We start from the raw sequence: 13,868 nt of genomic DNA on the forward strand, positions 1-13,868 counted from the left end.
GGAAAATGGTTTTAGGAAGAGGAAGCGTTATGTTAGAACATACTACAAAAGAGTTTATTCACGATCATGGGCTTATTGAAGAGGGAGATCGAATTGTTGTGGCTGTGTCTGGAGGCCCTGATTCCTTAGCGCTTCTCCATTTTCTCGATGCGAACCGTAATGAGTGGGGAGTAGAAGTGATCGCTGCTCATCTTGATCATATGTTTCGAGGAGAAGAGTCCTATCAAGAGCTTTTGTTCGTAGAAGGATTCTGCAGAAGTCGACACATCCCTTTTTACGGTGAACGAATGGATGTGTCAACTGAAATGGAGAAGATGAATGGAAGCCTACAGGAAAAGGCCCGACACATTCGTTATGAATTCTTGGGGAATGTAATGGAAGATGTATCAGCTACCAAATTGGCCCTCGGTCACCATGGGGATGATCAGGTAGAAACCATCTTAATGAAGATGACAAGGGGAGCGTCGGGAGCCGGCAGAGCGGGAATTCCATTCAAGCGCCCTTTTTCTACAGGAGAGATAATCCGGCCCTTCCTCTCGATCACCAAGAAGGAAATCGAAGGCTATTGTGAGAGATACGACCTTTCTCCGAGGAGGGATCCCAGCAATCAGAAGGAAGATTATACGAGGAACCGATTCCGAAAAAAGGTTCTGCCGTTCTTAAAGAATGAAAACCCTCATGTTCATCTTCAATTCCAACGATTTAGTGAAGAATTGGAAGAAGATGAGGCATTTTTAGAGGAATTAACAAGGAATAAGTTGAATAAGGTATGGAATAACACTGGAGATTTCTCATCTTTAAATATCGAAGGTTTTCTTGCAATGGCTCAGCCTTTACAAAGAAGAGGGATTAATCTAATATTAAACTATCTTTACAAACTTAGACCATCTTCCTTATCGTCTATACATATTTACGATGTATTGGGTATATTAAAAGGAAAAACGCCTAATGCCAGCCTGGATTTACCGAAAGGGCTTAAGGTAACAAGGGCGTATCATACATGTTATTTTCACTTTGGAGAATTAGCGTTAACCGAATCTCCTTATTGTTACGGGATACAGGTGAATGAAACGCTTGAACTTAAAGGTGGATATCAGTTCCGTCTCCATTGTTCTTCCTCGTTAGCAGAGGATCTTACCGGCGATAGGATCTACCTGGATCCGGACGAGGTCACTCTACCTTTATATGTGCGTACGAGAAAGAGCGGAGATCGAATGAAAGTGAAGGGTTTGGAAGGCTCAAAGAAGCTTAAGACACTCTTTATTGACGAAAAAGTTCCTGTACACCTCCGTGACGGATGGCCTATTGTAGTGGACGCAGATAATCACATACTTTGGGTACCGGGAATGAAAAAGTCTATTTACGATTTGGGAGAAGAGCAAGAAAATAGTTTAGTACTACAATTTAAGAGCAATCATCTTCTAGGAGGCAGTTGAACATTGTTAAATCAAGATATTGAGAAAGTGTTAATTTCAGAAGAAGAACTTCAAGAAAAGATTAAAGCATTAGGTGCACAATTAACAGAGGAGTATCAAGATCGATTTCCTTTGGCAATTGGAGTTTTAAAAGGCGCGATGCCATTCATGGCGGACCTTTGTAAACGTATGGATACACATATGGAAATGGACTTCATGGATGTATCCAGCTACGGAAACTCTACTGTCTCTTCAGGAGAAGTAAAGATTGTGAAAGATTTAGACACGAAAGTGGAAGGACGGGATATCCTGATCATTGAAGATATTATCGACAGTGGTTTAACACTAAGCTACTTAGTGGAACTATTCCGTTATCGCAAAGCAAAATCCATCAGCATTGTCACGCTTCTTGACAAGCCATCTGGACGCAAAGCAGATATCAAAGCGGACTATGTAGGCTTTATTGTTCCTGACGAATTCGTTGTCGGGTATGGCCTGGATTACGCAGAAAGATACCGTAATCTACCGTATATCGGTGTTTTAAAACCAAGAGTGTATACAACAGGAGAATAAGTATATTCTAAAGAGGAATCTTGTAAGTGCAATTTGTTGTAATGCCATGATTTTCTATGATACTATTTTACTTAGTTTGTTTACCCGTGGGAGGAGGTAAGGGATGAACCGGATCTTTCGAAACACCATATTCTATTTACTAGTCTTTTTAGTGATTATAGGTGTGGTGAGTTATTTCAGTAATAACAACGAGCCAACCAAAAATATCGAGTACAGTACGTTTATTAATAACCTTGAAGAGGGAGACGTTTCTTCTTTTTCAATTCAGCCTGGCAGAGGCGTTTATGAAGTGAAAGGACAGATGGAAGGGGCTAAAGAAGGAGAGTACTTCTTAACCTATGTCCTTACCACAGATGGAAAGTTAATGGAGAAGATCAATACGGCAGCATCAGAGCAAGGAATTGATGTGGAAGTATTACAAGCCAAAGAAACAAGCGGCTGGGTATCTTTCTTTACGACGATCATTCCATTTGTCATTATCTTTATTCTGTTCTTCTTCTTACTTAACCAAGCTCAAGGCGGCGGCAGCCGTGTCATGAACTTTGGGAAAAGTAAAGCAAAGCTATACAGCGAAGAGAAGAAGAAAGTCCGCTTTAAAGATGTAGCGGGAGCAGATGAAGAGAAGCAAGAACTTGTAGAGGTAGTGGAATTCTTAAAGGATCCACGCAAATTCTCTGAAGTGGGTGCCCGTATTCCAAAGGGTGTCCTTCTAGTGGGACCTCCAGGTACAGGTAAAACCTTACTTGCGCGAGCAGTGGCTGGAGAAGCAGGAGTTCCTTTCTTCTCAATCAGTGGTTCCGACTTCGTTGAAATGTTTGTCGGTGTCGGAGCATCTCGTGTACGTGATTTATTCGAAAATGCAAAGAAGAATGCACCTTGTATCATTTTCATTGATGAAATTGATGCAGTCGGTCGTCAACGTGGAGCAGGTTTAGGTGGAGGTCACGATGAGCGTGAACAAACCCTTAACCAGTTACTAGTCGAAATGGATGGTTTTGGCGCTAACGAAGGTATCATCATCGTCGCTGCAACAAACCGACCAGACATTCTGGATCCTGCATTGTTACGTCCAGGTCGTTTCGACCGTCAGATTACAGTTGATCGTCCTGACCTTAAAGGACGTGAAGCGGTTCTTAAAGTTCATGCACATAATAAACCGCTTGATGAATCTGTCGATTTAAAAGCAATTGCCATGAGAACACCAGGTTTCTCTGGAGCTGATTTAGAAAACCTTCTAAACGAAGCAGCACTTGTGGCAGCCCGTGAGGATAAGAAGAAAATCGATATGCGCGATATTGATGAAGCAACAGACCGTGTCATTGCCGGTCCTGCGAAGAAGAGCCGCGTCATATCTGAAAAAGAACGTAAAATCGTGGCATTCCACGAAGCGGGTCATACCGTTATTGGATTAGTCCTTGATGAAGCAGATATGGTACATAAGGTGACCATCGTTCCTCGTGGGCAAGCAGGCGGATATGCCGTTATGCTTCCGAAAGAAGATCGTTACTTTATGACGAAGCCTGAGCTTCTTGATAAGATTACCGGTTTACTTGGTGGTCGTGTAGCAGAGGAAATCATCTTCGGTGATGTCTCAACTGGTGCCCATAATGACTTCCAACGTGCAACTGGAATTGCCCGTAAAATGGTCACTGAATATGGTATGAGTGATAAGCTTGGACCGCTTCAGTTTGGTCAATCTCAAGGCGGTCAAGTGTTCTTGGGACGCGACATCAATAGTGAGCAAAATTATTCAGATGCCATCGCTTACGAAATCGACTTAGAAATGCAGCGTCTAATTAAAGAAAGCTATGAGAGAGCGAAGCGAATTCTTACTGAAAATCGCGACAAGCTTGAACTCATTGCGAAAACATTATTAGACATTGAAACATTGGATGCAGCGCAAATCAAGCATTTAATGGATCATGGTAAATTACCGGAACGTACGTATGAATCCGATCAGGATAACAGCGACGTGAAAGTAAATATCCAAAAGAAAAATGAAGAAACGGTGATCGAGGAAGATACAGCTTCAAAAGAAGACGATTCTAACTCTGATCGTACGTAAATAGAGGGGATGCATCCAGTAATGGGTGCATCCTTTTTGTTGTGGTAGATTGGCTTCCACTGCAGGACGATTCATGATTGGTTAATATGTTGTTTTGGAAAGGATTGTAAAACGGCTGGATTATTTCCTGTTTCGGCCGGATTTTCGATTAAAACGGCCGGATTATGGCGTAAAATGGCCGGATTTTCTCAACGAGTAACCCGAAACAGCACCTTATGGCAGAGTTTTTCTTGGATTTCATCACCCAAAATCGGATTATATGCTCAATATGCGTGTTTGCTACAAGATAATGCTCTAAAATGCAAAATACAGAATATTTAACCGTAACTAGATGGAGCTAGCGAATCCCCCTGCTAAACATATTCGCCTTATGCTTGTCGGGTCTAACCAAGCCGGTTCCGCTTTTGTCTCATCTAGCTCCACCGGCTAGCCCCTCGAGGTCATAAGATAAATGGTCCAAGAAGGCAAAGAACGCCTTCCCGGCCCATTCATCTTATGCTTGTCGGGTCTGACCAAGCCGGTTCCGCTTTTGTACCTATTCTAAATAAATTATGGTATGATGTTGGCAGTGTGAAAACAATTGGCTTAGTAGGTGAGGATATTGATTTTTGTAATGGATGTAGGGAATACCAATATTGTATTTGGTGTATATGAAAATGACCATTTAAAATATCATTGGAGAGCTGAAACGAATCGACATAAAACGGAAGATGAGTTTGGGATGCTTGTGAAGAATCTGTTCGAGCATGTGAAGCTGACGTTTGACGAGATTGACGGAATCATTATTTCCTCAGTTGTTCCTCCAATTATGTTTAGTTTGGAACGTATGTGTGAGAAATATTTTAATATTACTCCGCTCGTCGTTGGGCCTGGTATTAAAACCGGTTTAAATATCAAGTATGAAAATCCAAGGGAAGTCGGAGCGGATCGAATTGTAAATGCTGTCGCTGGTATTCATGAATACGGTGGTCCTCTCATTATTGTTGATTTCGGTACAGCGACGACGTATTGCTATATCAATGAGGAAAGACAATATATGGGTGGAGCGATTGCACCTGGAATAGGTATTTCAACGGAAGCCCTGTACTCAAAGGCGGCTAAATTGCCAAGGATCGAAATTGCCCGTCCTGAACATATTATTGGAAAGAATACCGTAACGGCTATGCAAGCAGGTATTCTCTATGGATATGTTGGACAAGTAGAAGGTATCGTTCAAAGAATGAAAGCACAAAGTAAGAAGGAACCAACGGTCATAGCAACTGGAGGATTAGCGACATTGATTTCTAAAGAATCCAACAGCATTGACGTAGTAGATCCTTTCCTGACATTAAATGGATTAAAATTAATCTACAAGAGAAACATGAACTAAAGTGAAAGGAGCTTCAACCCATGAGCGACTATTTAGTAAAAGCGTTAGCCTATAATGGCCAGGTACGTGCTTATGCAGTGAAAAGCACGGATACAGTAGGAGAAGCACAAAGAAGACATGGAACATGGCCAACTGCATCAGCAGCATTAGGCAGAAGCATTAGTGCCGGAGTCATGATGGGGGCTATGCTTAAAGGAGACAATAAATTAACGATCAAAGTGGAAGGTGGAGGCCCGATCGGCGCCATTCTTGTGGACAGTAATGCAAAAGGAGAGGTCAGGGGATATGTGACCAACCCACATGTACACTTTGATTTAAACGAGCACGGGAAGCTTGATGTCCGTCGTGCTGTAGGTACAACAGGAACATTATCGATTGTAAAAGATATAGGCATGAGAGATCATTTCTCTGGTCAGGTTCCGATTGTTTCAGGAGAACTTGGAGAAGACTTCACATATTATTTCGTCACTTCTGAACAGGTACCTTCTTCTGTAGGGGTTGGTGTGTTAGTGAACCCTGATAATTCGATCCTTGCAGCAGGCGGGTTCATTCTGCAGCTTATGCCGGGAACGGATGAAGAAACGATTACGAAGATTGAAGAGCGCTTAGCAAAAATCCCTCCAATCTCGAAGTTAATCGAAAAGGGCCTCACCCCTGAAGAGGTATTAGAAGAAGTACTTGGAAAAGGGGAAGTCAAAGTACTTGAAACGCTTCCTGTGGCATTTAAATGTCAGTGCAATAAAGAACGTTTTTCAAATGCCATCATCAGCTTAGGGGAGCAAGAAATTCAAGAAATGATCGATGAAGATGGAAGTGCAGAAGCAAGCTGTCACTTCTGTAACGAAACCTATGTATTTTCTAAAGAAGAATTAGAAGAACTGAAAGCAAACGCTAAGCAGTAAATCATATCCAGGGAGAATGGGAGAAATGAGAATTAAACGGTCTGTACTCATGGTTTTGGTTGGGGTACTACTTGTCACAAACATCATTACACTCGTGTGGGATCGCTCTTCCGGGGCGAGTGGAACTCCTGAAGTAGTGGCAACGGTTGGTGGAGAGTCAGTAACCCGGGAGGACTGGTTGTATTCCCTTGAGCAAAAACATGGTAAGGAAGAGCTAAAGGCCCTGATCAATCAGCAAGTGATCGACCATTTAGCGAAGAAATATGATATCTCCGTTTCGGAAAAAGAAGTAGAGCAGGAATACTATCTCATACAGTCTGTTTATAATGCTTACGATGAAGAAAATCTTGAAGATGAAGATTCACTAAAGGCTCAAATCAGATCTGAATTATTATTAGAGGAGCTCCTCACTAAGGATGTCCAAGTACCTGAAAAAGAGTTAAAGAGCTTTTATAATCAAAACGAGCATCTGTATTCTATTTCTAAAATGTATAAGCTGAAGCAGTTGAAGGTGGCTGATCAATCAGAAGCAGCTCAAGCATTGGAAGAACTCGAAGCTGGCTCGGACTTTGAAGCATTAGCCATGGAGCGTTCAATCGATGAGCAAAGTGCTCATTTAGGGGGGGACATCGGGTATGTTCCTCTGGATGGAGATTTCCTATCTTCAGAAGCCTCAGAAGAAATAGAGCCTCTCTCACCAGGTGAATGGACAAAACCGGTTCGAGAGGATTCAGAGTACGTTATTTATTATGTAGACGATGTTTTGAAAGAAAGACATTTTTCATTCAAAGACGTAAAATCTCAAATTCGGAGACAAATTGCTTTAGAGCAAGTAGAGACACCACTGCAGCCCGAGTCCTTTTGGGAAGAGGTTGAAGTGGACTGGTTTTACGGAAAACAGAATTAGAGGGGGCTGGCCTTTTAAAGGTCAGCTTCTTTTTACATAGAGAAAAGCTTTTTAACGTAACATAGGATAAATGAAATGTGCATACATATAACCTAGGGTGGAGGTAATTTGGCCAGGTCCTACAAGCATTTGGAAAGCTCGAGGGATTAACCGGGAAGTTGAATAATACACCTATCCAATATGCACAACACTTACCCCGATCCAGGCCCTTTAGAGTGAACAGGGCCAACCCCCGCTTATACTTATTAATTGACAAATATATTGAATATTGTTACATTTTTATAAAACCAACAAATTTACTTGGGATTAGGAGTGATGGATGAATGGTAAGAGTAGCCAATTCAATTTCGGAATTAATAGGTCAGACTCCAGTGGTGAAACTGAATCGATTAGTAGATGAAAATAGTGCGGATGTTTACTTGAAATTAGAATATATGAACCCGGGCAGCTCTGTAAAAGATCGTATCGCATTGGCGATGATTGAAGCAGGTGAAGCCGCAGGTACGATTAAACCTGGGGATACGATTGTTGAGCCGACGAGTGGGAACACGGGTATCGGTTTAGCGATGGTGGCTGCGGCAAAAGGGTACCGTGCCCTACTTGTCATGCCTGACACAATGAGTATGGAGCGACGCAACCTGTTACGTGCTTACGGCGCAGAATTAGTATTAACGCCAGGAGCAGAAGGTATGGGAGGGGCCATTCGCAAAGCTGAAGAGTTATCGAAAGAAAAAGGCTATTTCATGCCGCAGCAATTTAAAAATACAGCCAATCCGAAAGTGCATCGGGAAACAACCGGACCTGAGATCGTCGAGCAAATGGGCGATCAGCTGGATGCCTTCATTGCCGGGATTGGAACAGGTGGTACGATTACAGGTGTGGGGGAAGTGCTGAAGAAGCATTATCCATCCATTGATCTGTATGCGGTGGAGCCGTCAGATTCGCCTGTATTATCAGGGGGTAAACCTGGTCCTCATAAAATCCAAGGAATCGGTGCTGGATTTATCCCTGAGATCTTAGATACGAGTGTATATAATCATGTTATTCAAGTTGAAAAAGATTCGGCCTTCGACTATGCAAGGAGAGCTGCTAAAGAAGAGGGGATCCTGGGCGGGATTTCTTCTGGAGCAGCCATCTATGCAGCCATTGAAGTGGCGAAAAAGTTAGGAAAGGGTAAGAAAGTACTGGCAATCATCCCTAGTAATGGAGAACGCTATTTAAGTACTCCTCTTTACCAATTTGATGAAGAATAATAAAGATGTGTCGGATCCTGAAGTGAAATCTTCAGGATCCGTTTTTTTTTGATCTGTTAGAAGATTAATAGTAAAAGCACCTTCAAAATCCATCATCCCATTACATAATTTCAAGTTTTTAACGATGAAACCTTCCCAAAGTTCATGTATCATGAAAATAGATAAAGATTAGGAGTGTGAGGGGTCAGTGCAGCACCTATATTTTCATAAAAACCATTCAACCAAAGAACAATTTTTTGCAGCATACGAACAACTTAGTCAACATCAGCCACATCATATTTTGTTAGAAAGTGGACGGGGTGGACGATATAGCGTTGCTGGACTACAACCTGATGTAATTTTACAAAGTGTCCCTGATGGGTTGCTCATACAAAGCTCTTCCGGAGTTGAAACGATAAATGGAGATCCGTTGATTTTGTTGGAAAGGTGGATGAATCCCCTTCGGACGAAAAGAAGAGAGGATCTCCCTGATTTCCAAGGGGGCGTGATCGGGTTCCTTAGTTATGATTATGCAAGAAAGATTGAGAGGCTCCCCGCTTTGGGGCGTGATGACCTGGAGATTCCGGACCTTTATTTCTACTACCTGGAGGAATGGGTAGTCTTCGATCATCAGGAAAATATTTTGTGGACGATGATTCTTTCCGATAAAGAACCGGAATCGGCTGAGAAGAATCTTGCCAAATGGACATCCATTTGGACAGAAGCCCTGTCCCCGATTAATGAGGATGCAGAAGATCCTGTACATCATGAGACGGCGAGCATTGAGGTATCCATGGATGAGGAAGAATTCTCAGTGGCCGTAAAACAAATTCAATCCTATATATCTCAAGGTGATGTTTTTCAGGTGAATTTATCTGTCCGACAATCTCAAGAGTTGAAGGCTAAGCCCTACACGGTATATAAAATGCTTCGGGAATTAAACCCCTCCCCTTACATGAGTTATATTCAAAGCCCGGACTTTCAGATTGTCTCAGGATCACCGGAATTACTAGTAAAGAAAAAAGGAACGGAAGTAAGCACAAGACCAATTGCAGGCACACGCTCGCGTGGAAAAGATGCTGAAGAGGATGAGAAACTTGCTTTTGAGCTGATCAACAACGAAAAAGAAAGAGCAGAGCATGTGATGCTTGTGGACCTGGAACGAAATGACCTGGGCAGGGTGTGCCAATACGGGACAGTTGAAGTGAATGAGTTCATGGTCATCGAAAAATACTCCCACGTCATGCACATCGTTTCGAATGTAAGAGGAACACTAGATGAAACCAAAACGGGAGCGGATTTAATTCGATCTGTTTTTCCTGGTGGAACCATTACGGGAGCTCCTAAAGTGAGAACGATGGAGATCATTGAAGAGCTAGAACCGGTCAGAAGAGGGATTTACACAGGGTCCATTGGCTGGATTGGCGTCAATGGTGATATGGAATTGAATATCGTCATTCGGACGATGCTTGTGAAAGATGGAAAAGCGCATATTCAAGCGGGTGCGGGAGTCGTAATTGATTCTAACCCTAAGTATGAATATAAAGAATCCTTGAAGAAAGCGAAAGCCCTTTGGGTAGCGAAAGCCCGGGCGGAAGGAGAAACCCTATGATTCTCATGGTTGATAACTACGATTCATTCACCTATAATCTTGTGCAATTTTTAGGAGAGTTAGGGGAAGAGCTGGTCGTGAAACGAAATGACGAGATCACATTAGATGAGATTGAGGCATTGTCTCCCGATTACCTGATGATTTCTCCGGGACCGTGCAGTCCAAATGAAGCGGGTGTGAGCCTCGAGGCGATCCGGGCCTTTGCCGGAAAGATTCCGATTTTCGGCGTTTGCCTGGGTCACCAATCGATTGCCCAGGTTTTCGGAGGGGATGTTGTTCGTGCTGAACGGTTAATGCACGGAAAAGTCTCACCGATGATCCATGACGGGAAAACCATTTTCAAAGACATGCCCAATCCTTTCAAGGCAACAAGATACCATTCCCTGATCGTTAAAAGAGAAACCCTTCCTGAATGCTTTGACATTTCAGCCGAAACGGAAGAAGGGGAGATTATGGGGATCCGTCATAAACAGCTGCCGATCGAAGGGGTGCAGTTCCATCCCGAATCCATCATGACGGAACAAGGGAAACAGCTGCTCCTTAACTTTTTAACGACCTATAAAAAAATCGAGATGGTTTTATAAATGTACTTATATCTTAATGGAGAAATCGTTCATGCATCAGAGGCGGTCATTTCCCCATTCGATCACGGGTATTTATATGGATTGGGCGTGTTTGAGACCTTTCGGACGTATGAGGGTCATCCTTTTTTGCTAAAGGATCATTTGAAGAGGCTTTCTCATGGATTAAAGGAATTGAATATTGCAGCAGACCTGGATGAAGAGAAGATCAGGAATGCAATAACAACCCTTTTAGATAAAAATGGCTTGAAGGATGCATATTGCCGGTTCAACATCTCCGGTGGGGCTGGGGAGATAGGTTTACAAACGACCCCTTATGAGGATGCGACGGTGATCCTTTTTCAAAAGGAATTGCCTCCTTCTCTGCCATTAAAAGAAAAAGAAGGTGTGCTGCTTCAGTTAAGAAGAAACACACCGGAGACAGGGGAACGTTTGAAATCCCATCATTACCTGAACAATATGGCGGCAAAACGGGAAATTGGACCATCTCCTCACCGGGAAGGGATATTCCTTACAAAGGAAGGCTATCTGTGTGAAGGGATAACCTCCAATCTTTTCTGGGTAAAAAATGCAGAATTGTATACACCAGCTGTAGGGACCGGGCTCTTAAACGGGATAACGCGTCAGTTCATCCTTGCCCTGGCGGATCGAATGCAGATGCCGGTCCGGGAAGGGATGTTCGGGAAAGAGCAATTACTGAATGCCCATGAGGTTTTCTTTACGAATTCTGTGCAAGAGATCATACCGGTAAACAGAATCGACTCTGTGAATTTCCCCGGCCGAAATGGAGAGTATTCAAGGTTGCTTCATGATCAGTACAGCAAGTATACAGGACAGTTGAATTCAATTGAGGAATTATAGCAGGGGGAGTCGTGCAATGAAATGCGGGAAATACGAACTTAATTTTTCAGAGAAAACCCTTATTATGGGGATTTTAAATATCACACCTGATTCATTCTCGGACGGTGGTTCGTTCAATGAATTGGACCGGGCTGTAGAGCGTGCGAAAGAAATGGTAGAGATGGGTGCGGATATTATAGATATAGGGGGAGAGTCCACTCGGCCAGGGCACCAAATCGTAGCGGCTGAAGAAGAAATTTCTAGGGTCGTGCCGATTATAGAGGCGATCTCCCGGGAAGTGAACGTACCAATATCCATCGACACGTATAAGGCAGCGACGGCACGAAAAGCGCTGGAAGCAGGTGCAAGCATCATTAACGATGTATGGGGCGCGAAAAAGGATCCTGAAATGGCCCAAGTAGCGGCGGAAACGGGAGCCCCGATTATTCTCATGCATAACCGGGATAACCAGGATTACAGCCACTTCGTTCGGGATGCGTTACAAGATCTGCAGGAAAGCATCTTCCTAGTGAAAGAAGCAGGGGTGAAAGACGATCAAATCATCCTGGATCCTGGAATCGGGTTTGCAAAAACAGTACAATTAAACATAGAGATGATGAGACACTTGGATGTTCTTGTTTCACTAGGATATCCTGTGCTCCTGGGGACGTCACGGAAGTCTATCATTGGGCATGTTCTTGATCTGCCCGTAGAGGAACGGATGGAAGGCACGGGAGCGACGGTATGCTACGGGATTCAAAAAGGCTGCCACATCGTGAGGGTTCATGATGTAAAAGAAATGGCACGCATGGCGAAGATGATGGATGCCCTCGTTGGAAAGGAGAAAATGTATGGATAAGATCCTATTGAACGAAATGGAGTTCTACGGCTATCATGGTGTGTTTCAAGAAGAGAACAAACTTGGACAACGTTTTCGTGTTAGTGTAGAGTTGCATTTAGATTTAAGGAAGTCCGGTCAAAGTGATCAGCTTGAGGACTCCGTAAACTATGCGGAGATCTATTCTATCACGAAAACTGTAGTTGAGGGAGAACCGAAGAATTTAGTGGAAGCGGTCGCTGAAGACATCTCTTCCCGGATCTTAGAAGCATTCCAAGTCGTAGAGAGCTGTAAAATAACACTAATCAAGCCTGATCCACCTATTCCTGGACATTACCAATCGGTGGCGGTGGAGATTAATAGGAGTCGATAGGATGAATACTGCATACATTTCCCTTGGTTCCAATATGGGAGACAGGGCGGGTTATTTAGAAAAAGCCATAAACATCTTAGGCAGTCATGGTAAGATAGAGGTAACGAAACAATCCTCTATGTATGAAACAGACCCAGTAGGATTTACAGAACAAGGTAAATTTTTGAATATGGTCATCGGAATTCGTACCAGTCTAAGTCCAGAAACTCTATTACATCAGTGCTTGCAGGTGGAAATCGACCTTGGAAGAGAAAGGGAGTTCAAATGGGGTCCTCGAATAATAGACCTTGATATTTTACTCTATGATCAAGAAAATATTGAATCAGAGAATCTCCTCATTCCTCACCCAAGGATGCAAGAAAGAGCATTTGTGTTAATCCCGTTAGTAGAGGTTGCTCCACATATAGAGCATCCGTCTTTTAATGCCCCGTTCGTTGAATTTCTGGACGAAATACCTGACAAAGAAGGAGTTCGGTTATGGAAACAGATAAATGGGGAAGACGCATTCGTGCATTCAGAAAGTTAAAAGGGTATACTCAGGAAGGTTTGGCCAAGGAACTTTCCATCTCTGTTTCGGTCCTTGGAGAAGTGGAAAGAGGCAGTCGGATACCGAAAGAAGATTTCTTAGTGAATGTTGCAGAAGTGTTGAACATACCAATACATGAGCTGATCCCTCATGAAGAATCTGAACGTAGTGAGTGAATGCCGGTTAATTCACCTGTATATCCTTTTATGTTATTCTAGAAAAGGCTGGAACCAATTCGTGACACTGTCACCAGGTTGGATCGGCCTTTTTTAGATTTTTTTCATCTCTTTTTAACCCGCTAAAGTACGTTTCTGAAATAACTCATACTTTAGGGGTGTTACAAACATAGATATTGTGTAAAATAGTATGGTATATAATCGTATTAGTCTAGTAAAGCAAGTAGATAGAATAGGAGTGAAACACATGAGTCACGAAGAAATCAATGACCAGCTTCGAGTAAGACGTGAAAAAATGGAATCAATCCGTGATAAGGGACTTGATCCATTCGGTAAACGCTATGATCGTACACACAGTTCATCCGAGATCAAATCTCAATTCGATGAATTTTCTAAAGAAGAACTAGAAGAGAAAGACATCACTGTAACCATTGCAGGTCGTATCATGACTAAGCGTGG

15 protein-coding genes (1 of these 15 cut by a window edge) are annotated in these 13,868 nt (G+C 42.9%); all 15 read left to right on the forward strand.

Annotation, left to right across the window (positions count from 1 at the left end; all coding sequences use genetic code 11):
- Positions 1-29: 29 nt before the first annotated feature.
- Positions 30-1,436, forward strand: coding sequence for a tRNA lysidine(34) synthetase TilS (tilS, locus tag AAEM60_RS00425; RefSeq protein WP_299746307.1), 1,407 nt, complete (start codon positions 30-32; stop codon positions 1,434-1,436).
- 3 nt (positions 1,437-1,439) lie between these two features.
- Positions 1,440-1,988, forward strand: a complete 549-nt coding sequence (gene hpt / locus AAEM60_RS00430) for a hypoxanthine phosphoribosyltransferase (protein WP_224945544.1) — start codon at positions 1,440-1,442, stop codon at positions 1,986-1,988.
- 103 nt (positions 1,989-2,091) lie between these two features.
- The gene (ftsH, locus tag AAEM60_RS00435) at positions 2,092-4,053 is read left to right on the forward strand and encodes an ATP-dependent zinc metalloprotease FtsH (RefSeq protein ID WP_299746301.1); all 1,962 of its coding nucleotides are present in this window, start codon (positions 2,092-2,094) and stop codon (positions 4,051-4,053) included.
- A 601-nt stretch (positions 4,054-4,654) separates the two neighbouring features.
- The gene (locus AAEM60_RS00440) at positions 4,655-5,422 is read left to right on the forward strand and encodes a type III pantothenate kinase (RefSeq protein WP_341357227.1); all 768 of its coding nucleotides are present in this window, start codon (positions 4,655-4,657) and stop codon (positions 5,420-5,422) included.
- Positions 5,423-5,442: 20 nt separating this feature from the next.
- Complete coding sequence (gene hslO / locus AAEM60_RS00445; RefSeq protein ID WP_299746296.1) at positions 5,443-6,324, forward strand: Hsp33 family molecular chaperone HslO; 882 nt, start codon at positions 5,443-5,445, stop codon at positions 6,322-6,324.
- 25 nt (positions 6,325-6,349) lie between these two features.
- Entirely contained in the window at positions 6,350-7,231 is an 882-nt protein-coding gene (locus AAEM60_RS00450; protein WP_299746293.1) for a peptidyl-prolyl cis-trans isomerase, read from the forward strand.
- Positions 7,232-7,554: 323 nt separating this feature from the next.
- A complete protein-coding gene (gene cysK, locus AAEM60_RS00455; protein ID WP_299746290.1) occupies positions 7,555-8,484 on the forward strand; it encodes a cysteine synthase A in 930 nt (309 codons plus the stop codon).
- A 187-nt stretch (positions 8,485-8,671) separates the two neighbouring features.
- Positions 8,672-10,075, forward strand: a complete 1,404-nt coding sequence (pabB, locus tag AAEM60_RS00460) for an aminodeoxychorismate synthase, component I (protein ID WP_299746287.1) — start codon at positions 8,672-8,674, stop codon at positions 10,073-10,075.
- Positions 10,072-10,659 (forward strand): aminodeoxychorismate/anthranilate synthase component II, encoded by a 588-nt coding sequence (pabA, locus tag AAEM60_RS00465; protein WP_299746284.1) that lies wholly within the window; start codon positions 10,072-10,074, stop codon positions 10,657-10,659. The genes pabB and pabA overlap by 4 nt, the downstream gene beginning before the upstream one ends.
- The gene (gene pabC / locus AAEM60_RS00470) at positions 10,660-11,517 is read left to right on the forward strand and encodes an aminodeoxychorismate lyase (RefSeq protein WP_299746281.1); all 858 of its coding nucleotides are present in this window, start codon (positions 10,660-10,662) and stop codon (positions 11,515-11,517) included.
- A 16-nt stretch (positions 11,518-11,533) separates the two neighbouring features.
- Entirely contained in the window at positions 11,534-12,355 is an 822-nt protein-coding gene (folP, locus tag AAEM60_RS00475) for a dihydropteroate synthase (protein WP_299746278.1), read from the forward strand.
- Positions 12,348-12,707 (forward strand): dihydroneopterin aldolase, encoded by a 360-nt coding sequence (folB, locus tag AAEM60_RS00480; protein ID WP_299746275.1) that lies wholly within the window; start codon positions 12,348-12,350, stop codon positions 12,705-12,707. Before folP ends, folB begins: the two co-directional genes overlap by 8 nt.
- 1 nt (position 12,708) lies before the next feature.
- Entirely contained in the window at positions 12,709-13,233 is a 525-nt protein-coding gene (gene folK / locus AAEM60_RS00485) for a 2-amino-4-hydroxy-6-hydroxymethyldihydropteridine diphosphokinase (RefSeq protein WP_341357228.1), read from the forward strand.
- A complete protein-coding gene (locus AAEM60_RS00490; protein WP_299746269.1) occupies positions 13,185-13,409 on the forward strand; it encodes a helix-turn-helix transcriptional regulator in 225 nt (74 codons plus the stop codon). The genes folK and AAEM60_RS00490 overlap by 49 nt, the downstream gene beginning before the upstream one ends.
- 238 nt (positions 13,410-13,647) lie before the next feature.
- Positions 13,648-13,868, forward strand: the beginning of a protein-coding gene (gene lysS, locus AAEM60_RS00495; RefSeq protein WP_341357958.1) for a lysine--tRNA ligase. It continues 1,276 nt past the right edge of the window; 221 of the gene's 1,497 nt are visible here — the first part of the coding sequence; the start codon lies at positions 13,648-13,650; its stop codon lies off the right edge, out of view.

The organism is Rossellomorea sp. y25 (assembly GCF_038049935.1).
Classification (GTDB): Bacteria; Bacillota; Bacilli; order Bacillales; family Bacillaceae_B; genus Rossellomorea.

What these genes read in the sequence shown, in the direction of transcription:
- tilS (WP_299746307.1), top strand. Translation starts at nt 30, where the DNA reads ATGTTAGAACATACTACAAAAGAGTTTATTCACGATCATGGGCTTATT.
- ftsH (WP_299746301.1), top strand. Translation starts at nt 2,092, where the DNA reads ATGAACCGGATCTTTCGAAACACCATATTCTATTTACTAGTCTTTTTA.
- hslO (WP_299746296.1), top strand. Translation starts at nt 5,443, where the DNA reads ATGAGCGACTATTTAGTAAAAGCGTTAGCCTATAATGGCCAGGTACGT.
- AAEM60_RS00450 (WP_299746293.1), top strand. Translation starts at nt 6,350, where the DNA reads ATGAGAATTAAACGGTCTGTACTCATGGTTTTGGTTGGGGTACTACTT.
- cysK (WP_299746290.1), top strand. Translation starts at nt 7,555, where the DNA reads ATGGTAAGAGTAGCCAATTCAATTTCGGAATTAATAGGTCAGACTCCA.
- pabA (WP_299746284.1), top strand. Translation starts at nt 10,072, where the DNA reads ATGATTCTCATGGTTGATAACTACGATTCATTCACCTATAATCTTGTG.
- pabC (WP_299746281.1), top strand. Translation starts at nt 10,660, where the DNA reads ATGTACTTATATCTTAATGGAGAAATCGTTCATGCATCAGAGGCGGTC.
- folP (WP_299746278.1), top strand. Translation starts at nt 11,534, where the DNA reads ATGAAATGCGGGAAATACGAACTTAATTTTTCAGAGAAAACCCTTATT.
- folB (WP_299746275.1), top strand. Translation starts at nt 12,348, where the DNA reads ATGGATAAGATCCTATTGAACGAAATGGAGTTCTACGGCTATCATGGT.
- folK (WP_341357228.1), top strand. Translation starts at nt 12,709, where the DNA reads ATGAATACTGCATACATTTCCCTTGGTTCCAATATGGGAGACAGGGCG.
- AAEM60_RS00490 (WP_299746269.1), top strand. Translation starts at nt 13,185, where the DNA reads ATGGAAACAGATAAATGGGGAAGACGCATTCGTGCATTCAGAAAGTTA.